Source organism: Bradyrhizobium sp. IAR9, from assembly GCF_013408065.1.
GTDB lineage: Bacteria > Pseudomonadota > Alphaproteobacteria > Rhizobiales > Xanthobacteraceae > Bradyrhizobium.
Genome location: NZ_JACBZW010000002.1, coordinates 438,941 through 458,026, shown reverse-complemented (window position 1 = coordinate 458,026; position 19,086 = coordinate 438,941). Strand labels below are relative to the sequence as shown.

Genomic DNA, 19,086 nt, shown 5'->3' with positions numbered 1-19,086 from the left:
CACTCGGGGACAATTTCGAGGCGTCTCAGACACTCCCAATGCGGAGGCACCCCCCACCCCAGCCCTCCCCCGCAAGCGGGAGAGGGAGTGGAGTCCCCGTGGCGGTCCCGTCTTACGCCGCCCGCATGTTGTTGAGGAATGCGTCGATCTCTCCGCGCAGCATGTCGGCTTCGCGCCGGAGCGCGTCGGAGGCGCCCAGCACTTCGTTTGCCGCGGCGCCGGCTTCGGCCGAGGCGGTGGAGACGCCGACGATGTTGCTGGAGACTTCGCTGGTGCCGCCGGCCGCATGCTGGATGTTGCGCGCGATCTCGCGGGTGGCGGCGCCCTGCTCCTCGACCGCGGCTGCGATCGTCGTGGTCACGTTGTCGATCTCGCCGATGATCCGGCCGATGCCCTGGATGGCGCCCACCGCCGATGTCGTGATCTCCTGCATGCTGGCGATCTGGGTGCGGATTTCCTCCGTGGCCTTGGCGGTCTGGCTCGCGAGGCTTTTCACTTCGGAGGCAACCACGGCGAAGCCGCGGCCGGCCTCGCCCGCACGCGCCGCCTCGATGGTGGCGTTGAGCGCGAGCAAATTGGTCTGCGAGGCGATGGTCTGGATCAGGTCGACCACGACGCTGATGCGGCTCGCGCTGTCGGCAAGGCTCTGCACCGTGGTGTCGGTGGCGCCGGCCTCGTCGACCGCCTTCTTGGCGATTGCGGCCGAGGTCACGACCTGCTTGCTGATCTCCTCGATCGAGGACGACAGCTGCTCGGTGCCTGACGACACGGTCTGCACGTTGACCGAGGTCTCCTCGGCGGCGGAGGCGACCGCGTTGACCAGCGCGTTGGACTGGTCGGCGGTGGTCGACATGCTCTGCGCGGTCGATTGCATCGAATTGGCCGACTGCGCCAGATTGTCGAGCGCGGAGCGCACCGTGCTTTCGAATTCGGCGATCTTCGCTTCCATGCGCGCGGCCCGCTCGGCCTTGGCGACACGGTCCTTGTCCTGCTCGGCGGCGAGCGCCCGGGCTTCGATCATGCTGTCGCGGAACACGGTCAGCGTTTCCTTCATCACGCCGATCTCGTCGTTCTGCCGGGAGCGGACGATCTCGGTGTCGAGGTCGCCGGCCGACAGCAGCTGCATGGCGCGCTGAAGCTCACGGATGCGGCGCAGGATGTTGCGGCCGACATAGAGCCAGACGAACAGCGCCGAGCCGACCAGCATCAAGGCACCAAGGGCCAGCATCACGGTCGTCGCGAGCGAGGTCTCCTGCTGCGCCTGCGAGGTCGAGGCGTTGGTCTCCTTCTGCACGCCGTCGACGAGCTGCTGCACGCTGATGCCGAGGCCGACATTGAGCTTGCGGGTCTCGTCCAGGATGGTCTGGCCGTAGTCGACGGAGTCGAGCTCCTTCTCACGCAGATTGAACACGCCGGTCTTGCCGGTGCCGAGCGCCATCAGCTTCTCCGCCGTCTCGCGCAGCATCTTGTTGCCTTGATTGTCCGGCAACAGATCGAGGTTGGACCGCAGGCGTCCCTGTGCCGTCTTGAATTCCTTCTGGATGTCGTCGAGCTTGTCGCTGGTGTTCGCCGACAGTGCCGCACTCATGTTGGCGGCTGCGAGATTGCCGCTGGCGACGACGTTGCCGAGCTGGCCGACGGTCTGCGCGGCATCGTTGGCATCTGCGGCGGACAGGTCGGCCGAGCCGAGAATGGCGTTGACCCGGGTCTGCGCGTCGAGCATCGCCGGACTGGCCGCGCCGACGAAGGCGCCCTGGGCGCTGCGCAGCGCGTCATATTGCTTGTCATGGAGGGCGGCGATATCGAGCCGCTCGCGGGCCGCCTTGGCGAGGCTCTGCGCCGCCTCGTTGATGCTCTTCATCGTCTCGCTGAGTCCGGAGACGACGGTCTTGTCGCCGCCGAGCCCGATGATCTCGGTGAGCTTCTGCTGCGTCTGCTCCTGCAGCTCCTTGAGCTTCTTGGTGCGCTCGTTCAGGGCTTCCTCGCTTTGAGCCGCGAGCAGGGCCGGTCCCTGTGCCGCCAGGCTGGCGCTCAGGGCCGACAATTGCAGGCTGGCAGTGAGGCGCGGAATGTCCCGCCCGCTCAGCTCGGTCATCCGTCCGCCGAGATTCTGCAGCGCCAGGCTGGCGCCGGCTGCGATCACGAGGCCCATGCCGGCGACCACTGCAAAGGCCGCGAACAGGCTGCCGCGCACGCCCCAGGTCGGCATTTTGAAACGAGGCCGCATTCGGCCAAGTGAGCCGCCAAGGCTGAAACGGATCGCCATCGAAATTCCCCCAACGTTCTTGCTTCTGTTTGCGGCCGGCAGTATCCGCACCGCCGGTTAAAAATTCGCAATCTCCGCAAACGGTTGCGCGTGTTCCGCAGGGCGAAAAAACAAGGGCCGGCGAAATCGCCGGCCCTTCCGTCCTGGTAAGGTTGTGGTAACCGATCAGTAGCGCGCGACGGCCGGGCTTGCCCAGTTGAAGCGGTAGTTGACGCCCGCCTTGATGGTGTGGTCGTCGGTGGTGAAGCTGCCGGTACCCGCGAGCGGGCCGCCGGTGAAGCTCGAGTCGCCGAAATTGTAGTACTGGTACTCGGCCTTGGCCGACCAGTTCGGGGCGAACATGTATTCGAGGCCGGCGCCGACCGTGTAGCCGTTGCGGTGATCGCCGGTGATGACGAACGCGGTCGGCACGCCGCCGACGGTCACCTTCTCGTTGTTGTCCGAATAGGCGTAGCCGCCCTTCACATAGACGAGGCCGGGACCCCAGGTGTAGCCGACGCGGCCGGTGATCGAGCCGAGGCCACGCTGATCGTTGGTGTAGGCGATGCCGCCCGGAAACACGGCACCGACGCTGCCGGAGAGCCAGGAATACTGGCCTTCGACGCCGACCACGAAGTTCGGGTGGAACTGCCAGTCCCCACCGACCTGCACGCCGCCGAGGAAGCGGCCGTTGCCGTTGTTGCCGGTGGAAAGGCCGTTGAAATTGTTGTCGCTGGAGAACGCGCCGCCGACATGGCCGCCGATGTAGAAGCCGGTCCAGTTGTAGATCGGCGCGGCATAGGCCGGCGCGGGCGTCTTGTAATAGTTGCGGTTGCCGAGATCGGCACCGACGGCCGGTGCAGCAGCGCCCATCACGAGCAGCGCAACGGTCGCAAACAGAATCTTCTTCATCGTCTTGAACTCCGACACTTAAGGTCCCCGGCAGGCGCGCTTTCCGCGCCGCGTTGGTTTTGCAGATAGCTTCCTTTTGACGAAAATGCTGTCACATGCATGGCACAGCGCGACCCAACCTAACTTATTGGGCTGCAAATGAATTTCGTGCTTAATGCCGGCTTAAGAAGTGGTGAAGGAAGGCTTAACCTCGCGGCCCTTCGGTAACCTCTGGGCGTCCTTCGTTAACCGAGACGCCGTCGCGCCTCATCGCGCATCTGCGCGCGGAACGCCGCGCGCTTCGCGGGGCGGTCTTCCTCGCGCACGTCATGTCGATCGAAGATGTCGAACTTCTCCAGGATCGGGTAGCGCTCGCTCGCCATCGCAAGCACGCGCAGCACCTTGGTCGCCTCCGGCGTAGGGCCGCTCACCTCCCAGCGCCGGATGGTGTCGCCGCCGCCTTTCTCCGGCAATCCGCAGAGCTTTGCCATGTCGGCCGCCGTGAGCTTCCGCTCGAGGACATCGGAGAGGTCGGCGCGGAGTTGCTTCAGTTCGGGCCCGGTCATGTCGCCTCAATACGCGAAGTCGCCAAGGGCAATGCACTAGCGCTGATTCGGGTCCATCCGAAGGCGGGCATGATCCGCCTGAAGCGGAGGTGACGAACGCATTGCTTCGGCACATTCGCCAGCACACGGAGTTATGAACTTGTGCCTATGGACATCGTGCGATCAATGAACACATGGCACAAGGGCCCCCAGCGATCGAGGGATCAGCCATGACAAGCATCAAACTGGCTATTGCCGCGCTCATCACGACCGGGCTGCTTGCCGCGCCCTTTGGGGCTGAAGCGAAGAAGGCGCGGTCGAGCCGACATTACAGCACGGGCGTGGTGGCCCCAACCTATGGCGGCGCCGGGGCGCCCACTGCCGTGCAGCCGCGGGCGTCCTACGGCTCGTCCGGCCAGACGGTCGGAACGGTCACGGCACCCTCGGTCGGATCTTACAATTGGCCCTCGGTCGGCGTGACCAACTCGGCGCCCACCTGGGGCAACACCACGAGATAAGTGCGGCCGTGCGGCTTAGCGCGTGCCGGTCGCCAGACCCGAGAGAAGGTACAGCGCGACCAGCAATGTCGCTACCGACAGCATCGTCGTGACCGAGACCGTGGCCGCGACCAGTTTCTCCTCGACCTTGTGCTCGTGCGCCAGCACGTACACCGTCTTCGCCGTGGGCACGGCGGCGCATATCACGGCGGCGACGGTGTAGAGCGCGTTGAGGCCGGTGACCACACAAAGTCCGTAGACGATCAGCGGCATGATCACGAGCTTCACGAGCGCGAGCGCGAAGGTTGCCCTCAGGTTGGAGCGCAGGCCCTCGACCGACAGGCCGAGCCCGATGGCAAACAGTGCGCAGGGCGTGAGCGCGGCAGCGATCATGTTGAGATAGGCCGCGACCGGCGCCGGTATCGGCAGGCCCGTGATCGCCCAGACGAGACCGCCAAGCGTCGACAGCACCATCGGATTGAGCAGGATCTGCTTCGCGAGGCCGGCGGACTGCGCGGACGATCCGCGTGCGTCCCTTTCCAGCAGGATGACCGTGATCGGAAACATCACGGCCGCGACGAATACTGTCGCTACCGCAGCAGGCAGGACGGCGGGCTGGCCGTAGATCGCGTGCAGGATCGGCAGCGCCACGAAGCCGGTATTGGTCATCGCCGCCGCCATGCCATGAATCGTGCTGCTGGCGAGATCATGCTTTCCGCGGGCGCGGACCACCAGGAAGACCAGCGCAAAGCAGACGAGGGAGCCGCCGCCGAACGCGAGCAGGAAACGCCATTCCAGCAGATTGCCCGCGGGCTCCTGCGCGATGGTGACGATCAATAGCGCAGGCATTGCCACGTTGTAGGCGAAATGCACCAGCGCGTCGGCGAGCGAGCGGGAGAGATAGCCGAGCTCGCCGGCCAGCCAGCCGGTGACGATGATCGCGAATACGGGAAGAACGAGGCTCGCGACTTCCATGCGGATTCCCCCCTTGCTGCCAATGGCCGCAACGAGAGGTTACCCCGGCAATGGAGTGTCGTCACTGCTTTGGTCGAGCCGCGGCCCCCGGCCAAGAGCTCCCTTCAGTCGAGACCGTCATGGCCGGGCGGGCGCGCCGATCGAACGCGGCCGTCAGACGCTAGATGCCCCGGCCGGCCTGTTGACCGATCACGCAGCGCCACGCAGCCAGCCGCTCGGCTGGATGCTGGTTCATCCAGTCGGCGAGCTGCGGCGCGCCCATCAGGCAGGACTGCACCGAAACCTGCGCGAAATCCGAGGTGGTGACGACCTGCTCGTGACAATTGGTCGGGGAGGCAAGGCTGCAAAGCACGGCGATGATCTTGATCACGACAGGTTACCCCCGTCGCGGCCGATATATGCACGGCCCATCGCGGCCTTATCCTGGCCTTCGCTGGCCGGGTCGGTCGGCGGGAAGATACTGTCGTAGATGGCGCGCGCCTCCTGGATGAGACGTGCTCGCTCGCGCTCGGACTTGGAGACAAATCGAATGACTTCGCCCATGTTGGCTCCGAATATCAGTTGGCAAATCCCGTCATCAGATGACGGCTATCATTTCATCGTCATCTATGACGCCGTCTTCGGCTTTGAAGCGGTGTCGCCGATCACGAATGAGTAAAAAGCGCGTGAGCGCACTCCGGAATCCCAACGTCTCCCGTGCCTTTGATGCGCCGGGTTGAGAGACCGCTCACCAGCTCACATCCGTCGCGCGGCTTTCTGGAGCCGCGCGAGCGAATGCTGGTGTCGACTTGCTCCTTGCGCTCATCGGCAAGGATATTCTCGTCAAGAAAATTCTTCTGGACCGAATATGTTTCACCTCGGGCCGCGTGCAAGTTTTTGGAACAATCCCGGAATTCGGCGACTCGATGCGATCGATCGTCACGCCGCCGGCGCGCGCTCTTTACGTCCCGGCACCGCCGCCAGCAGCTCGCGCGTATAGGCATGCTCCGGCGCGGCGAACAGCTGCGCGGTCGGCTTCAGCTCGACGATGGCGCCGCGCTGCATCACCGCGATGCGGTCGCAGATCTGGGCGGCGACGCGCAAGTCGTGAGTGATGAACAGCATCGAGAGGCCGAGACGGGACTTGAGGTCTTCGAGGAGCCGCAAGACCTGCGCCTGCACGGAGACGTCGAGTGCGGAGACGGCCTCATCTGCAACGATGATCTCGGGCTCGAGTGCGAGCGCGCGCGCAATGCCGATGCGCTGACGCTGGCCGCCAGAGAATTCATGCGGATAGCGCTCGAGTGCGCCGGCATCCAGGCCGACCATCTTGAGGAGGTCGCGGGCACGGTCGAACGCGACCTTGGCATCAAGGCCGGCCGCGATCGGGCCGTCGGCGATGATGTGGCCGATCTTGCGGCGCGGATTGAGCGAAGCGAACGGATCCTGAAAGATCATCTGGATGCGATGGCGCTCGGCACGCAGCGCCTTGCCGGAAAGAGAAGTAAGATCGGTCTCGCCGATCCGCACCGTGCCGCGGTCGGCCTCGATCAGCCGCATCACCAGGCGCGCCACCGACGATTTGCCGGAGCCGGATTCGCCGACAAGGCCGAGCGTCTCGCCCTTGAGGATGTTGAAATTGACCGCGCGCGCGGCATCGACGCGGCGGTCCTCGCGAAACCAGCCGCCCGAGGTGATATAGGTCTTGTCGAGCCCGATCACCTCGACCGCCCTGGCCTGATCGTCGAGCGGCTCGCGCGCCGGCGGGTCCATCGAGGGCACCGCGGCGAGCAGCGCCTTGGTGTAGTCGTGCTGCGGCGCGTTGAAGATCGTCGCGGCTGGACCTTCCTCCACCACCTTGCCGTGCCGGAGCACGACGACCTGGTCGGCGATATCGGCGACGACGCCGAAATCGTGGGTGATGAACATCACCGCCATGTTGCGGTTGCGCTGGAGGTTGCGGATCAGCTTGAGGATCTGCGCCTGGGTGGTGACGTCGAGCGCGGTGGTCGGCTCGTCCGCGACCAGCACGGCCGGCTCGAGCGCGAGCGCCATCGCGATCATGGCGCGCTGGCGCTGGCCGCCGGAGAGCTGGTGCGGGTAGGCGCGCACAATTCTTTCAGGGTCGGGCAGGCCGACTTCCCGTGCCAAAGCGAGCGCTCGCGCGCGCCGCTCCCTCGGCGTGAGCAGGCCGTGCGCCTCGAACATCTCCGCCATCTGGTCGCCGATCCGCATCAACGGATTGAGCGCGGTCATCGGCTCCTGAAAGATCATCGCCAGACGGCGGCCGCGCAGATCGCGCCAGCCGTCGTCGTCGAGCTTGAGCAGGTCGCGTCCTTCGAACTGGATCTCGCCGGCGGCCACCGAGACAGTATCGGGCAACAGGCCCATCAGCGCATGCGCGCACATCGACTTGCCGGAGCCGGACTCGCCGACGACGCAGACGATCTTGCCGGGCCGCAAATCGAGCGAGACGCCGTCAACGGCAAACGGCCGCTCGGCTCCCTTGGGCAACGCGATCCTGAGGTTCTTGATAGAGACGGCGGGCGGCGCGGTCATCGTCAGCGTCCCTCCCGCGACAGGCGCGGATTGAGCGCGTCGTTGAGGCCTTCGCCGATCAAATTGAGCCCGAGCACCGAGATCAGGATGGCGACGCCGGGAAACACAGTGATCCACCAGGCCTGGCGGATCACGGTGCGGCCGGCGCCGACCATGTAGCCCCAGGAGATCAGATTGGGGTCGCCGAGGCCGAGGAACGACAGCGAGGATTCCAGGAGGATCGCGGTCGCCACCATCAGCGAGGCCAGCACGATCACGGGCGACAGCGCGTTCGGCAGGATTTCGCGCATAATGATCCAGCTGTTGCTTTGGCCGGTGACCACGGCCGCCTGGACATATTCGCGCGTACGCAGCGACAGCACCTCCCCGCGCACGAGGCGGGCGACCGGCGGCCAGCTCACCAGCGCGATCGAGGTCACGATCGAGTAGATCGAGGGCTGCAGGATCGCGACCAGCACGATCGCGAGCGCGAAGCTCGGAATGGTCTGGAAGAACTCGGTGAAGCGCATCAGGGCGTCATCGACCCTGCCGCCGAAATAGCCGGCCATGGCGCCGATGGGAACGCCGACGATCAGCGCGACCAGCGTGGAGACGAGGCCGACAAGCAGCGAGACGCGCGCGCCAAAAATCATACCGGCGAACACGTCGCGGCCGAGCGCGTCGGTGCCGAGCGGCACGGCGGAGAGCGTAAACGGCGGCAGGAACGGCCGCTGCACCATGCGCCATGGCGAGTTTGGGAACAGCATCGGTCCGAACAACGCGACCGAGATCGCGAGAACCAGGATGATGAGCCCGATGACGCCGCTCGGGCTGCGCAGCATCGATTTCCAGAACTGTTTCATGAGGCGAATTCGATGCGCGGGTCGACCAGGCGATAGACCAGGTCGGTGATGAGGTTGAAGATCAGGACCATGGCGGAGCAGATCACGAAGACGCCGAGCAGCAGATTATAGTCCCGCTGCAACAGCGCGTCGTACATCAGGCGCCCGATCCCGGGCCAGGCGAACACGGTCTCGGTGATGACGGCGCCGCCGATCAGCGTTCCCGAATGCACGCCGGCCAGCGTCACGACGGGCAGCAGCGCGTTGCGCAGCACGTGGCGGCGCTGGATCACGGCGTCGGAGAGGCCCTTGGCGCGCGCGGTCTTGACGAAATCGAGCCGCTTCACCTCCAGCATCGAGGCGCGCGTCATGCGGGTATAGGTCGCCATGAAGAACAGGCCGAGCGTCATCGCCGGCATGATCAGGTGTTTTGCGACGTCCACCGCGTGGGCGAAGCCGGTCAGATTGGCGCCGACCGTCTCGTAACCAAAACTCGGCAACCAATCCATGGTGACCGAGAATAGCAGGATGCCCATCAACGCCACCCAGAAGATCGGCATGGCGTAGAAGATCAGTGCGAACACGGTGATGGCGGTGTCGAGGAAGGTCCCGGCAAAGCGCGCGGCGAAGGTGCCGAACAGGATGCCGAGCGCGAGCGAGATCGCGAATGCGGTCAGCGTCAACAGCAGCGTCGCCGGCAGCCGTTCGCCGATCAGCTTTGCGACCGGCGCCTGCTGGCGGAAGGAGAAGCCGAGGTCGAGGGTCACGACACCCTTGACGTAGATGAAGAGCTGCTCCGGCAACGGCTTGTCGAGCCCGAATTTCTCCCTGAGCTGATTGACGAAGATCTGATCACTGGCCCCGGCCTCGCCCGCCATCACAACCGCGGGGTCGCCGGGCGCAAGCCGGATCAGGAAGAAATTGAGGACGACGATCGCAAGCAGGACGATCACGCCCTTCAGGACACGCTGAGCGATAAAGGAGAGCATACTTAGAGCGACGCTTGTTTGACGAGAGGGTCGCCGCAGCGACGGTGCGCTCCCTCTCCCGCTTGCGGGGGAGGGCAGGGGTGGGGGTGTTTCCGCAGAGAAGGTCCCCGAGTGGAGAGAGCCCCCACCCGCCGCGCTTGGGACGATGCTTCGCATCGCCCGGCGCGCGTCGACCTCCCCCGCAAGCGGGAGAGGTGCACCTTTTCCGTGGCTCGGACGGCAATCATTCGGCGAAAGCTACAGCACGAGAGATCAGACGCGAAGCGCCCGTCACTTGTCGAGCCATGCGTCCTTGAAGCCGTCATTGACCCCGATTCCCGTGGTGATCAGGTTCTTGACCTTGCAACGGGTGATGGTCGGGAACTGCAGCTCGAGCATCCAGGCCACCGGCACGTCCTCGACCAGGATCTTCTGCGCCTTCTCGTAGATCTCCTTGCGCTTGGAGTCGGGGGTCGCGACCGCGCCGTCGGCGAACAGCTTGTCGATCTCGGGATTGGAGTAGCCCTCGACGTTGTTGAACATCTGGCCCTTGGCGATGGCGCTGGAGACGTAGTTGCGGCCGACGCCGAGCGCGGGATCGCCATACTGGTAGAGATAGGTGAAGGCGATGTCGTAGTCCCAGTCGCCGATCTTCTGGTTGCCACCGGCGACGTCGGTGGCAATGGTCTCGATGTTGATGCCGACGTCCTGGAGGTTCTGCTTCACGGCTTCCCCCCAGCGCTGCCAGGTCTCGCCATAAGCGAGCGGCAACAGCCGGATCTTCTCGCCCTTGTAGCCGGCTTCCTTCAAGAGGGCCTTGGCCTTGGCCGGATCGTACGGATATTTCTTCACGTCGTCGGTGTAATATTTGATGGTCGAGGCCGACGGGCCGGTCGCGACCTTGCCGAGCCCGTTCCAGATCACGTCCTTGGCGAAGTCGCGATCGATCGCATACATGACCGCCTGCCGCACCCGCTTGTCCGCGAGCGGACCCTGGCGGTTGTTCAGCCACAGCCAGGCCAGCGGCGAGAAGAACTCCCAGCCGGCGCCGGTGACGCAGGTGTCCTTCAGCTTGGAAAGCCGCGGCACGTCGAAATTCTCCACCGAGCCACCGGGCAGCACGTCGACCTTGCCGGTCTCATACGCCACCGAGCGCGCCGCAGCGTCGGGAATGATCTGCCAGTAGATCTCGTCGAGATAGGGCTTGCCCTTCTCGTGATAATTCGGGTGCTTGACCAGGCGGATGAACGAGCCCTTTTGCCATTCCCTGAACATGAAGGGGCCGGTGCCGACGGGGGCGTTGTTGTAGGGATTGGTCTTCCAATCGGTGCCTTCATAGAGATGCTTCGGCACCATCGGCATCGAGCCGACCTCGAAGATGCCGAGGAACGGGCCGAACGGCTGCTTCAGCGTGAACACGACGGTGTAATCGTCAGGCGCCTCGACCTTGTCGACCTGCGCGAGGTTGTTGCGGGCGCGCGCGTGGGTCTGCTTCAGCATCTCGATCGAGAACAAGACGTCCGCGGCGGTGAAGGGCTTGCCGTCATGCCAGGTGACGCCCTTCCGGAGCTTGAACGTGTAGGTCTTGGCGTCCTCGCTGACGCTCCAGCTCTCGGCGAGCTCCGGCTGCGGTTCGAGCTTCGGGCTGTAGCGCAGCAGGCCCTCGAAGATGTTGCCCGAGACCATCTGCACGGGGCCGTTCTGGACCATCGCCAGCATCAGGCCGGGCGGCTCGGGCTGGATCACCGCATTGATCACACCTCCGGTCTTCGGCTCTTGCGCCAGTGTCGGGGCCGTGAGGCCGCACGCCAGGAGGAGACCAAGCAACACTCGTTTCGGCATGTCGTATCTTTCTCAAGCGAGACCAGCCGTCAACGCTTCGCACGCCATGGCGCGCGAAACTACGGCCGCTCCATCCCAGTCCCCATCCGATATCGAGGCTCACACAGTCCCGTTCGGCGCCGCAAGATGAAAGTCGCGACAGTGCTCGCACAAAAAATGTACAGCGCGTCCTGTTTTCCGCATACCTTCGCGCACGGCGGATCGGCCCGCTCCGGGCGATCAAGCGGCCTTACTCCTGTCGAGAGTCCGCGAAGGCGTTGCACAAGCCTGCGCCTGCGACCAAAAGCATCAGGCCGTCATGATGCGCTGAGCCCGTCGCCGCCCAACGGGCCAGGAATAAACCGGACCGCCTTGCGATAGGTCAGAGGCGGCCCCGCTCCGGATTTGATCCGGATCAAAGCCAGGCCGCCGCTTTTGCGATCTAATAGCAACTGGCAGGACCCGGCGCTGTGCGTCCTGCTCCCCCTGAGCCGTGAGACGATCGATGGACATCCAGGCCACGAATTTCCCTGCGCGTGACGATAGCGATCCTGATGTCGCCGGCCTCGAGTTGCAGCCCGATGCAGGGATGCAGCACTGTCTGCAATTGCTCAGCGATGCCGGCTTGCGCCCGACGCGCCAGCGCCTGGCGCTCGGCCAGTTGCTGTTCCTGCGCGGTCATCGTCATGTCACCGCAGAGAGCCTGTTCGAAGAGGCAATGGCGGCGAACGCCTATCTGTCGCTCGCGACCGTCTACAACACGCTGAACCAGTTCACCGAGGCGGGCCTCTTGCGCCGGATCGCCGCCGACGGCATCAAGTCGTTCTTCGACACCGACACCTCGGTGCATCCGCACTTCTATCTCGAGGGCGAGGATGTGCTGGTCGACGTTGCCGAAGGCCTCGCCTTCACCAGGATTCCGGAGGCGCTTCCCGGCCACGAGATCGCGCGGCTCGACGTCATCGTCCATTTGCGCCGCAAGCGCGCGTAGCGCCGGGGTAAGAGCAGCCGCCTAGCGCAGTCCCGCGCGCCGAAATCCTTCCAGATAGTGCTCGCGATCCCCGTCATTGGCCCACGGCAGTTGCGTCGCGATCCAGTGCAGCGAGATGTCGGGCTGGGTGCGGCGGAGCTCGCCCAGCGCCGTCTCCGCAAGCGTTCCGTCGCCGGTCATGCCGGCGGAGACCGCGAGCACGCGGTAGGCGCCGGTGAGATCGCCGCGATGGCGGATCGCCTCGCGCGCCAGCGCGATGGCCTCGTCATAACGGCGTTCGGTGAAGCGCGCATAGCCGGCGATGCCGTGATAGATCGCCAGCGACGGATCGCGCGGTGACAGCCGGATCGCCCGTTGCGCGGCCTCGAACGAATCCTTGGGACGTCCGGCATAGGACAGCGCCAGCGCGTAATAACCCTGCGCCAGCGAGAAGTTCGGATTGAGCGCGAGCGCCTGCTCGAACTCGGACAGCGCGTCCCCGAGCCTGCGTGTCGAGAAGCAGACGCTGCCGAGGGCGACATGCGCCCAGGCATCCTCATGGTCGCAGCGCACCGCGGCCAGCGCGGCGGCTTCCGCTACGGGCGCCACGGTGGCGAGCTCGGCCCAGCCGAGATGCACGCCCAACATGTAATTCGCCGCCAGCACCGACAGCGCCTGGCCGTAATTCGGATCGATCCCGATCGCGCGTTCGAGCAGCGTCCGTGCGGTCTCGTGATCGTGCCGGGTCACGCGCCAATAATGCGACAGCGCCCGCATCAGCAGATCCCATGCGTCCAGGCTCGCAGGTCCCTTGCGTTGGGCGCGAAAACTTTCGGCCGCGTGAATCTGCGGTTCGATCGCCGCGGCGATCGCGTTGGTGATCTCGTCCTGGACGGCGAAGACGTCGACCAGCTCGCGGTCGTAGCGCTCGGCCCACAGATGGCTGCCTGACGTGGCATCGTTGAGCTGCGCGGTGATGCGCACCCGGTTGTTCGCCTTGCGCACGCTGCCTTCGACGACGTAGCGGACGCCGAGCTCCTCTGCGATCTGCCTGAGGTGGACTGCGCGCCCCTTGTAGGTGAAGGACGAGTTGCGGGCGATCACCATGAACCAGCGCTGCTTCGACAGCGCCGTGAGGATGTCCTCGCTGATCCCGTCGCCAAAATAGTCCTGCGCGGGATCGCCGCTCATGTTCTCGAAGGCGAGCACCGCGATCGCCGGGCGGTCCCCCACGCGCGACGGCGCGGGCCTGGCTTCGGCCGGCACGATCGACGCTGCCACATCTTCCCGGACCTCGCCGACGAAACGAAAACCCTTGCGCGGAATGGTCTTGATCAGCCGCTGCGTCGCGCCGTCGTCGCCGAGCGCCTTGCGCGCTGCGTTGATCCGGCTGTTCAGCGCCGAATCCGAGATGATCCGGTCGCTCCAGATCTGGCTGATCAGGTCATCCTTACTGACCACACGCGCGCGTTGCGCGACGAGATAGAGCAAGAGATCGAACACCTGCGGCTGCAACGGCACGGCTGCCCCGCCGCAGGTCAGTTCCCGCAGGTCGCCGTCGAGCACGTTATTTTCAAAGCGAAATCGCACGTTTCTGTCGTCTCAAGCAAAAATCAAAGTCGTCTCAGGCGAAAATCAACCGGTCGCGAAAGTCTGGGGACGTCCGATCCGGCATGGTGCGAAGACCAAACAGTGTCGATGCCTCGGCACAACGGAGCGTTCTATGACCCAACTTGATCACCAGGTTCATTCCATCAGCCCGGAGGTTGCGGGCTCACGCATTTTCAAGTTCATCGCCTTTCTGTACGGAATTGCGGCATATCTCGTGTTTTTCGTCACCATTCTCTACGCCATCGGCTTCGTCATGGGGCTGGTGGTGCCCAAGACCATCGATACCGGAACCGACACGCCGACGGCCGAAGCCGTCATCGTCAATCTCCTCCTGATGTCGCTGTTCGCCCTTCAGCACAGCGTGATGGCACGCAAGCAGTTCAAGGCGTGGTGGACGCAGTTCGTCCCCAAGCCCGTCGAGCGCTCGACATATGTGCTGTTCGCGAGCCTGTCATTGCTGCTCCTGTTCTGGCAGTGGCGCCCGCTGCCTGGGATCGTATGGAATGTCGAGAACCCGGATCTCGCCGTGACGTTGGTCACGCTGTCCTTCGCTGGGTGGATCCTGGTGTTCACCAGCACCTACCTGATCAATCATTTCGAATTGTTCGGATTGCATCAGGTGACCAACCATCTGGTCGGCAAGGAGATGACGCCACCGCGGTTCAGGACGCCGCTGCTCTACAATTTCGTCCGCCATCCGATCTATCTCGGTTTCATCATTGCGTTCTGGGCGGCGCCGACCATGACCGCGGGGCATCTGCTGTTTGCGGTCGTCACCACGCTCTACATCTTCGTCGGCATCGCGCTGGAGGAGCACGACCTCGTCGCTCTCTTCGGCGACGAGTACCGGCAGTACAAACAACGGGTGTCGATGCTTATTCCCTGGCGCCGGTCACTCTAGCCTCGGTGCGGCACCGCGCGCGTCCGCCGAACGGAGGACGCTTGGCCGCGCCGGCTGAGGTATGCGAGCATCTCACATACCCGTCCCCTCAACGTCCCCCGGGGTGATGTCCCCCTTCACCCCGACACCTCTCCCAGCATTCCCATCGGTCCCGACATATTGTGGACGAGGAGCGGGGAGAGGATTTCTTCCTCTTCATCAAACGGAGACGACCAAATGAAACATGTCGGAAATTGCTTCTGTGGCGCGGTCACGATCGAGGTCACGGGCGCACCGGAGGCGATGGGCTATTGCCATTGCCGCTCCTGCCGCTCCTGGTCGGGCGGTCCGGTCAACGCCTTCAGCCTGTGGAAGCCCGAGGCCGTGCGCGTCACCGAAGGCGCCCAGAATGTCGAGACGTTTGCCAAGACGCCGCTCAGCCAGCGCCAATATTGCAAGAAGTGCGGCGGCCATCTCATGACCAACCATCCGCCGCTCGGGCTGGTCGATGTCTTCACCGCCACCATCCCGACGCTCGCCTTCGCGCCCGGCGTTCACGTCAACTATGCCGAGACCGTGCTGCCGATGCGCGACGGCCTGCCCAAGCTGAAGGATTTTCCGGCCGAGTTCGGCGGCAGCGGCGAGATGATGCAGGAGTAGCGGTGCCGGGTGTTGAGAGGGCGGCAGCGCGCCGCTCCTCTCTTCTTTGCGAGAACGGCGACGGGTCAGCCGCCACGCGATTCAACGACCTTGCGGCAGCTGTCCGAGAGCTTCGACTTGTTCTCCCGCAGGCAGGCATTCATCTGCGGCGGCTTGCCGATATGTTCGGCGCAGAATTTGCTGGCATCGCCGCGGCAGGCCATTTGCTCCTGGACCGATGGACCGGATTGCGCAGCAGCGGGCAGGGCGGAAGCGACGAGCAGCAGCGCGGCAACAGCTGAAATCTTCATAAAGCACCTCTTTGGAATCGACGTTGGTCCCGACCGGGATCAATCGGGCCGGACCATCTCGCGAAGGTCGTGCATGGGTCCATGCCATGTTCATGGCGTCGGCCCGGTGTCCCGGCCGCAGCGACCCCCATCTTCATGGCATGTATCCGCGCGCCGTCTTTTGTCATTCAGGCTGCACCTCGGCTGCGAAACCCGGTGATTGCATCGGGACGCCGAACGGGAAGCAGGAGAGCAAAGGATGTCGAAGAGAGCTGGAGCGCTGAGTGCAGGGCTGACGGTCATGGCGCTGGCGGGCGGGGCGATGGTGTCGCTGGGCACGAGCCCGGCGCAGGCGGTGGTCTATTGCAAGACGGTCGGCGTGCCCAAGGGCTGCGTGGTGCGGCCGACGGCGGCCGTGGTGGTCGCGCCGGGAGCGCCGGTCGCAAGGGCCGCGGTCGCAACGCCCGGCGTCGGCGCGCCCGGGGTCGGCGTGCGCGCGGGAACGCCGATGAATCGCGGCGGCCCGGTCAATCGCGTCGGCGTGCGCTGATATTTCCATTCGATTGAATTGATTGCATCGCCTCGGGCCCAGGGCGCCCTGCGGACGAACCCCCCGTCCTCCGCCGGCAAATCACCCGGCCCGTTCCCTCTCTCCGCGCGTCCCACACGCTCGGAGAGGGGGCTTTTCAGCCCGCAGCCGCGTCGCTGTCGGGAAAACGCTGCGGCAATTGCAGCCGCACCCGCGTGCCGGAAGCGTCGGAACTCAGGTCGAGCACCGCGCCGCAGCGCGCGGCGCGGCTTCTCATGTTGCGCAAGCCGCGCGCGGTCTGGCCGGTGCGCCCGGCTTCGCCATTGCCGGCCAGTGCAAAGCCATGGCCGTCGTCGGTCACACTGATCAGGCCGTACGGCCCCTCGCTCGCATCGAGCGTCTCGATGGTGACCGCGATGCGGTGGGCCTGTGCGTGCTTGACCGCATTGGTCACGGCCTCGTCGAGGATGCGCACGATCTGGATGACGTGCCATGGCCTGAGTTCAGGGTGCAGTGGCAGGCCCTGCGGGGTCGCCACGCGCCAGTCGAGCGTGATGTCGTGCGGCCGCAATTGCGCGCTCGCGCGCTCCCGCCAGGAGCCGAGCGCCAGCATCAGGTCGCCGCCGATGTCGTCCATGGAATCGATGACGAGACGCAGATCCTTCAGCGCGGCACGGGCAGCGTCGGTGATGGTCGCGCCCTCATGGCCGCGCTCGGAGAGCGCGACGATGCTGACGAGCTGGCCGCCGAGGCCGTCGTGCAGGTCACGCATCAGCCGCGTGCGCTCATTGGCGAGCGCGGCGGCGCGCGCGCGCTCCTCTTCGCGGACGAAGCTCGCCTTCAGCCGCTCCTCGGCCTCGCGCACGCGCGTCACCAGCTGGCCGGCGAAGCTGTCGACCTGGTTCAAGGCGCGAGCGAAGCGCCAGGTCAACCCGGCCCCGATCGCGACCAGCATCGCCGAATAGGACAGGCGCGAGACGAAGATGCGATCGTTGCTCACGATCTCGAGCACCGTGAGCATGTCCTGGACCCAGCAGACCAGCACGATGGTGACGGCGCAGCCGATCGTGAAGCTTGCCGCGTCCTGCCGCCGGACGACCGCGGTCGCGGTCACGCAGGCCATCAGAAACAGGCAAATCCCGACGGTGGGGATGCCGAGCACCAGAAAGAGGATGCGCGGCAGCGGCGGGCCCCCGATCAGCCCGACCACGAACACGACGAGGCCTGGCACGAACAGCAGCATGCCGTAGCGCGGCCAGCGCCAGCCGAAAAACAGCACGCCGAACATGACGACCAACGCACTCTCGATCGGCGCGGACGCCAGCAGCACCGCGGCAAGCCGCGACGTGGCGGCCGGCGGAACCGGCGGCGGTACGTACGCCTGCACCACGCCGAGCACCATCGCGGCTGCCAACACGCCGTAGACCGGCTCGCGGCGCCGCATCAGCCACATGATCGCGAGGATGACGGCGAGGATCGACTGCCAGGCCGAAAACACCACGGGGAGGGTGACAAACAGCAGCGTGCGCGTCTCATAGGCTGGCCGCAAGGCGGCATCCGGCCCGACATAGACAGTGTCGAGAAAACCCTTCAACGGCCCCCACACGAACAGGCGCACCGTGATCTCGTTGGCGCCCTCGCGCAGCAGTGAGGCGGGTATCGCTGCGATCTGCGGCGTGTTGCGGTCGGGCCGGTTGGCATTGGCGTCGCGCCGGGAATCGAGCACGACGACGCCGTCGACGGCGACCTCCACCGCGTTGCTGAAGCGCGGCAGATAGACCGACCATCCCGCTGCCGCTTCGTCGCGCCGGAACGTGAAGCTGCCGGTGTAGAGCGGTGGGTCGTCCAGGGAATAGCGCGACGCCGTGAAATGCGGGAGGTTCACGGGCAGCGTCACGCCGTCCTGCCGCAGCGAAAACCCGTTCAGCGCAAAATCGTCGGGGTCGCTCGGCTGCAGCAGCCGCAGCCCGAGAATGGTGGCGATCACGATCAGGGCCTGCAGCAGCAGATAGGGCACGAGGCGCGAGGCGATCAGCCGGCGCCGCGGCCGCGTAGGCGCCTTCGTAGCTGCCTTGATAGGTGCTTTGGCCGCGATCTCGCTCACAGCTTGATCAGGCCCTGCTGCACCGCCTCGAAGACCGCTTCGCTGCGCGTGTGCACCTCGAGCTTGCGATAGATGTTCTTGATATGGCCGGGCACGGTCTGCTTGGACAGGCCGAGATGGCTGGCGATCTCGGCATAGCTGAAGCCTTTTGCGATGCCCCAGAGAATGTCGATCTCGCGCGGTGTCAGCCTCGCCGTGTTGAGCGCCGGGCCGGGCGGCGGCTCCGCCGAATTTGGCGCGGCACCTTGGGTTCTGCGCACGATGAAGCGCGCGATGGAGGCCGAGATCGGCGAATGGCCGGCGACCAGATCGCGCACCGTGGTGGCGATGTCGGTGGGAAAGGCGTCCTTGAGCAGATAGCCGGTGGCTCCGACCGTGATCGCCGAGATCACGCTTTCCTCGTCCCCGAGTGCCGAGATCACCATGATCTCGGTGTCGGGGAAGCGCTGCCTCATCTCGCGGATCAGCTCGATGCCGTGGCCGTCGGGCAGGCGCAGATCGGTCAGCAGCACGCGGGGCGCGCCGCCGGCAAGCGCGGAACGGGCTTCGCCGAGCGTGCCGGCGCTGCGCACCTCGTAGCCGGCCTTGACCAGCGCATCCTGCAGCCGCCAGCAGGTCGGCGCGTCGTCCTCGACGAGGAGGATGGTGATGGCTTCACCCGTCTCGCCCTGTTCGGTCATGATCATGGTCCCGCGACCCGCGTGTCCCCCGCGGCGCAAGGGCAAGTTTAACCGCCGGATGCAGGCAGCGACACCCATAATC

Annotated in this window: 19 protein-coding genes; 5 read left to right on the top strand and 14 right to left on the bottom strand. The window is 65.3% G+C overall.

Features of this window, described 5'->3' with window-relative positions; translation table 11 throughout:
• Positions 1-112: 112 nt before the first annotated feature.
• The 3 genes from GGD67_RS07750 to GGD67_RS07740 all read right to left on the bottom strand — a co-directional run bounded on the left by GGD67_RS07750 (position 113) and on the right by GGD67_RS07740 (position 3,702).
• Positions 113-2,266: a methyl-accepting chemotaxis protein gene (locus tag GGD67_RS07750; protein ID WP_179731955.1), complete on the bottom strand. Its 2,154-nt coding sequence runs from the start codon at positions 2,264-2,266 to the stop codon at positions 113-115.
• Between the two features lie 165 nt (positions 2,267-2,431).
• Positions 2,432-3,157 carry an outer membrane protein gene (locus GGD67_RS07745; protein ID WP_026201646.1) on the bottom strand — a complete coding sequence of 242 codons (726 nt, stop codon included), beginning with the start codon at positions 3,155-3,157 and terminating at the stop codon, positions 2,432-2,434.
• A 224-nt stretch (positions 3,158-3,381) separates the two neighbouring features.
• Positions 3,382-3,702 carry a hypothetical protein gene (locus GGD67_RS07740; protein WP_018316323.1) on the bottom strand — a complete coding sequence of 107 codons (321 nt, stop codon included), beginning with the start codon at positions 3,700-3,702 and terminating at the stop codon, positions 3,382-3,384.
• Positions 3,703-3,911: 209 nt separating this feature from the next.
• Here GGD67_RS07740 and GGD67_RS07735 point away from each other — a divergent pair, with 209 nt between their 5' ends.
• The gene (locus tag GGD67_RS07735; RefSeq protein WP_179731954.1) at positions 3,912-4,199 is read left to right on the top strand and encodes a hypothetical protein; all 288 of its coding nucleotides are present in this window, start codon (positions 3,912-3,914) and stop codon (positions 4,197-4,199) included.
• A gap of 15 nt (positions 4,200-4,214) precedes the next feature.
• Here GGD67_RS07735 and GGD67_RS07730 read toward each other — a convergent pair whose 3' ends face one another.
• The 7 genes from GGD67_RS07730 to GGD67_RS07700 all read right to left on the bottom strand — a co-directional run bounded on the left by GGD67_RS07730 (position 4,215) and on the right by GGD67_RS07700 (position 11,322).
• Positions 4,215-5,153: an AEC family transporter gene (locus GGD67_RS07730; RefSeq protein ID WP_179731952.1), complete on the bottom strand. Its 939-nt coding sequence runs from the start codon at positions 5,151-5,153 to the stop codon at positions 4,215-4,217.
• Between the two features lie 160 nt (positions 5,154-5,313).
• Complete coding sequence (locus tag GGD67_RS07725) at positions 5,314-5,523, bottom strand: hypothetical protein (protein ID WP_018316320.1); 210 nt, start codon at positions 5,521-5,523, stop codon at positions 5,314-5,316.
• On the bottom strand, positions 5,520-5,696 hold the full coding sequence (locus tag GGD67_RS07720; protein ID WP_018316319.1) for a hypothetical protein: 177 nt from the start codon (positions 5,694-5,696) through the stop codon (positions 5,520-5,522). The genes GGD67_RS07725 and GGD67_RS07720 overlap by 4 nt, the downstream gene beginning before the upstream one ends.
• A gap of 375 nt (positions 5,697-6,071) precedes the next feature.
• Positions 6,072-7,691 carry an ABC transporter ATP-binding protein gene (locus GGD67_RS07715; protein ID WP_179731950.1) on the bottom strand — a complete coding sequence of 540 codons (1,620 nt, stop codon included), beginning with the start codon at positions 7,689-7,691 and terminating at the stop codon, positions 6,072-6,074.
• A 2-nt stretch (positions 7,692-7,693) separates the two neighbouring features.
• Positions 7,694-8,533, bottom strand: coding sequence for an ABC transporter permease (locus GGD67_RS07710; protein ID WP_018316315.1), 840 nt, complete (start codon positions 8,531-8,533; stop codon positions 7,694-7,696).
• Complete coding sequence (locus GGD67_RS07705) at positions 8,530-9,501, bottom strand: ABC transporter permease (protein ID WP_018316314.1); 972 nt, start codon at positions 9,499-9,501, stop codon at positions 8,530-8,532. Before GGD67_RS07705 ends, GGD67_RS07710 begins: the two co-directional genes overlap by 4 nt.
• 270 nt (positions 9,502-9,771) lie before the next feature.
• Positions 9,772-11,322 carry an ABC transporter substrate-binding protein gene (locus tag GGD67_RS07700; protein ID WP_179731948.1) on the bottom strand — a complete coding sequence of 517 codons (1,551 nt, stop codon included), beginning with the start codon at positions 11,320-11,322 and terminating at the stop codon, positions 9,772-9,774.
• 484 nt (positions 11,323-11,806) lie between these two features.
• Between GGD67_RS07700 and irr the strand changes: the two genes are divergently transcribed.
• Positions 11,807-12,292, top strand: a complete 486-nt coding sequence (gene irr, locus GGD67_RS07695; protein WP_179731946.1) for a Fur family transcriptional regulator Irr — start codon at positions 11,807-11,809, stop codon at positions 12,290-12,292.
• A 21-nt stretch (positions 12,293-12,313) separates the two neighbouring features.
• Here the strand turns inward: irr and GGD67_RS07690 are convergent, their stop codons facing one another.
• Positions 12,314-13,861, bottom strand: coding sequence for a winged helix-turn-helix domain-containing tetratricopeptide repeat protein (locus GGD67_RS07690; RefSeq protein ID WP_179731944.1), 1,548 nt, complete (start codon positions 13,859-13,861; stop codon positions 12,314-12,316).
• Between the two features lie 133 nt (positions 13,862-13,994).
• On the opposite strand from GGD67_RS07690, the gene mddA reads away from it, so the two are divergent.
• The gene (gene mddA / locus GGD67_RS07685; protein ID WP_179731943.1) at positions 13,995-14,783 is read left to right on the top strand and encodes a methanethiol S-methyltransferase; all 789 of its coding nucleotides are present in this window, start codon (positions 13,995-13,997) and stop codon (positions 14,781-14,783) included.
• A 216-nt stretch (positions 14,784-14,999) separates the two neighbouring features.
• Entirely contained in the window at positions 15,000-15,422 is a 423-nt protein-coding gene (locus GGD67_RS07680) for a GFA family protein (RefSeq protein ID WP_018316309.1), read from the top strand.
• 65 nt (positions 15,423-15,487) lie between these two features.
• Here the strand turns inward: GGD67_RS07680 and GGD67_RS07675 are convergent, their stop codons facing one another.
• Positions 15,488-15,712, bottom strand: coding sequence for a hypothetical protein (locus tag GGD67_RS07675; protein WP_179731941.1), 225 nt, complete (start codon positions 15,710-15,712; stop codon positions 15,488-15,490).
• A 238-nt stretch (positions 15,713-15,950) separates the two neighbouring features.
• Here GGD67_RS07675 and GGD67_RS07670 point away from each other — a divergent pair, with 238 nt between their 5' ends.
• Positions 15,951-16,241, top strand: coding sequence for a hypothetical protein (locus GGD67_RS07670; protein WP_179731939.1), 291 nt, complete (start codon positions 15,951-15,953; stop codon positions 16,239-16,241).
• Between the two features lie 136 nt (positions 16,242-16,377).
• On the opposite strand, the gene GGD67_RS07665 is transcribed toward GGD67_RS07670, so the two are convergent.
• On the bottom strand, positions 16,378-18,324 hold the full coding sequence (locus GGD67_RS07665; protein WP_179731937.1) for an ATP-binding protein: 1,947 nt from the start codon (positions 18,322-18,324) through the stop codon (positions 16,378-16,380).
• On the bottom strand, positions 18,321-19,004 hold the full coding sequence (locus tag GGD67_RS07660) for a response regulator transcription factor (protein ID WP_026201644.1): 684 nt from the start codon (positions 19,002-19,004) through the stop codon (positions 18,321-18,323). The genes GGD67_RS07665 and GGD67_RS07660 overlap by 4 nt, the downstream gene beginning before the upstream one ends.
• Positions 19,005-19,086 lie beyond the last annotated feature (82 nt).

Coding starts and splice junctions, on each gene's coding strand:
- GGD67_RS07680 (WP_018316309.1), top strand. CDS start 15,000: ATGAAACATGTCGGAAATTGCTTCTGTGGCGCGGTCACGATCGAGGTC.
- GGD67_RS07660 (WP_026201644.1), bottom strand. CDS start 19,004: ATGACCGAACAGGGCGAGACGGGTGAAGCCATCACCATCCTCCTCGTC.
- GGD67_RS07720 (WP_018316319.1), bottom strand. CDS start 5,696: ATGGGCGAAGTCATTCGATTTGTCTCCAAGTCCGAGCGCGAGCGAGCA.
- GGD67_RS07705 (WP_018316314.1), bottom strand. CDS start 9,501: ATGCTCTCCTTTATCGCTCAGCGTGTCCTGAAGGGCGTGATCGTCCTG.
- GGD67_RS07670 (WP_179731939.1), top strand. CDS start 15,951: ATGTCGAAGAGAGCTGGAGCGCTGAGTGCAGGGCTGACGGTCATGGCG.
- GGD67_RS07735 (WP_179731954.1), top strand. CDS start 3,912: ATGACAAGCATCAAACTGGCTATTGCCGCGCTCATCACGACCGGGCTG.
- GGD67_RS07740 (WP_018316323.1), bottom strand. CDS start 3,702: ATGACCGGGCCCGAACTGAAGCAACTCCGCGCCGACCTCTCCGATGTC.
- GGD67_RS07745 (WP_026201646.1), bottom strand. CDS start 3,157: ATGAAGAAGATTCTGTTTGCGACCGTTGCGCTGCTCGTGATGGGCGCT.
- GGD67_RS07750 (WP_179731955.1), bottom strand. CDS start 2,266: ATGGCGATCCGTTTCAGCCTTGGCGGCTCACTTGGCCGAATGCGGCCT.
- GGD67_RS07715 (WP_179731950.1), bottom strand. CDS start 7,691: ATGACCGCGCCGCCCGCCGTCTCTATCAAGAACCTCAGGATCGCGTTG.
- GGD67_RS07730 (WP_179731952.1), bottom strand. CDS start 5,153: ATGGAAGTCGCGAGCCTCGTTCTTCCCGTATTCGCGATCATCGTCACC.
- irr (WP_179731946.1), top strand. CDS start 11,807: ATGGACATCCAGGCCACGAATTTCCCTGCGCGTGACGATAGCGATCCT.
- GGD67_RS07710 (WP_018316315.1), bottom strand. CDS start 8,533: ATGAAACAGTTCTGGAAATCGATGCTGCGCAGCCCGAGCGGCGTCATC.
- GGD67_RS07700 (WP_179731948.1), bottom strand. CDS start 11,322: ATGCCGAAACGAGTGTTGCTTGGTCTCCTCCTGGCGTGCGGCCTCACG.
- GGD67_RS07675 (WP_179731941.1), bottom strand. CDS start 15,712: ATGAAGATTTCAGCTGTTGCCGCGCTGCTGCTCGTCGCTTCCGCCCTG.
- mddA (WP_179731943.1), top strand. CDS start 13,995: ATGACCCAACTTGATCACCAGGTTCATTCCATCAGCCCGGAGGTTGCG.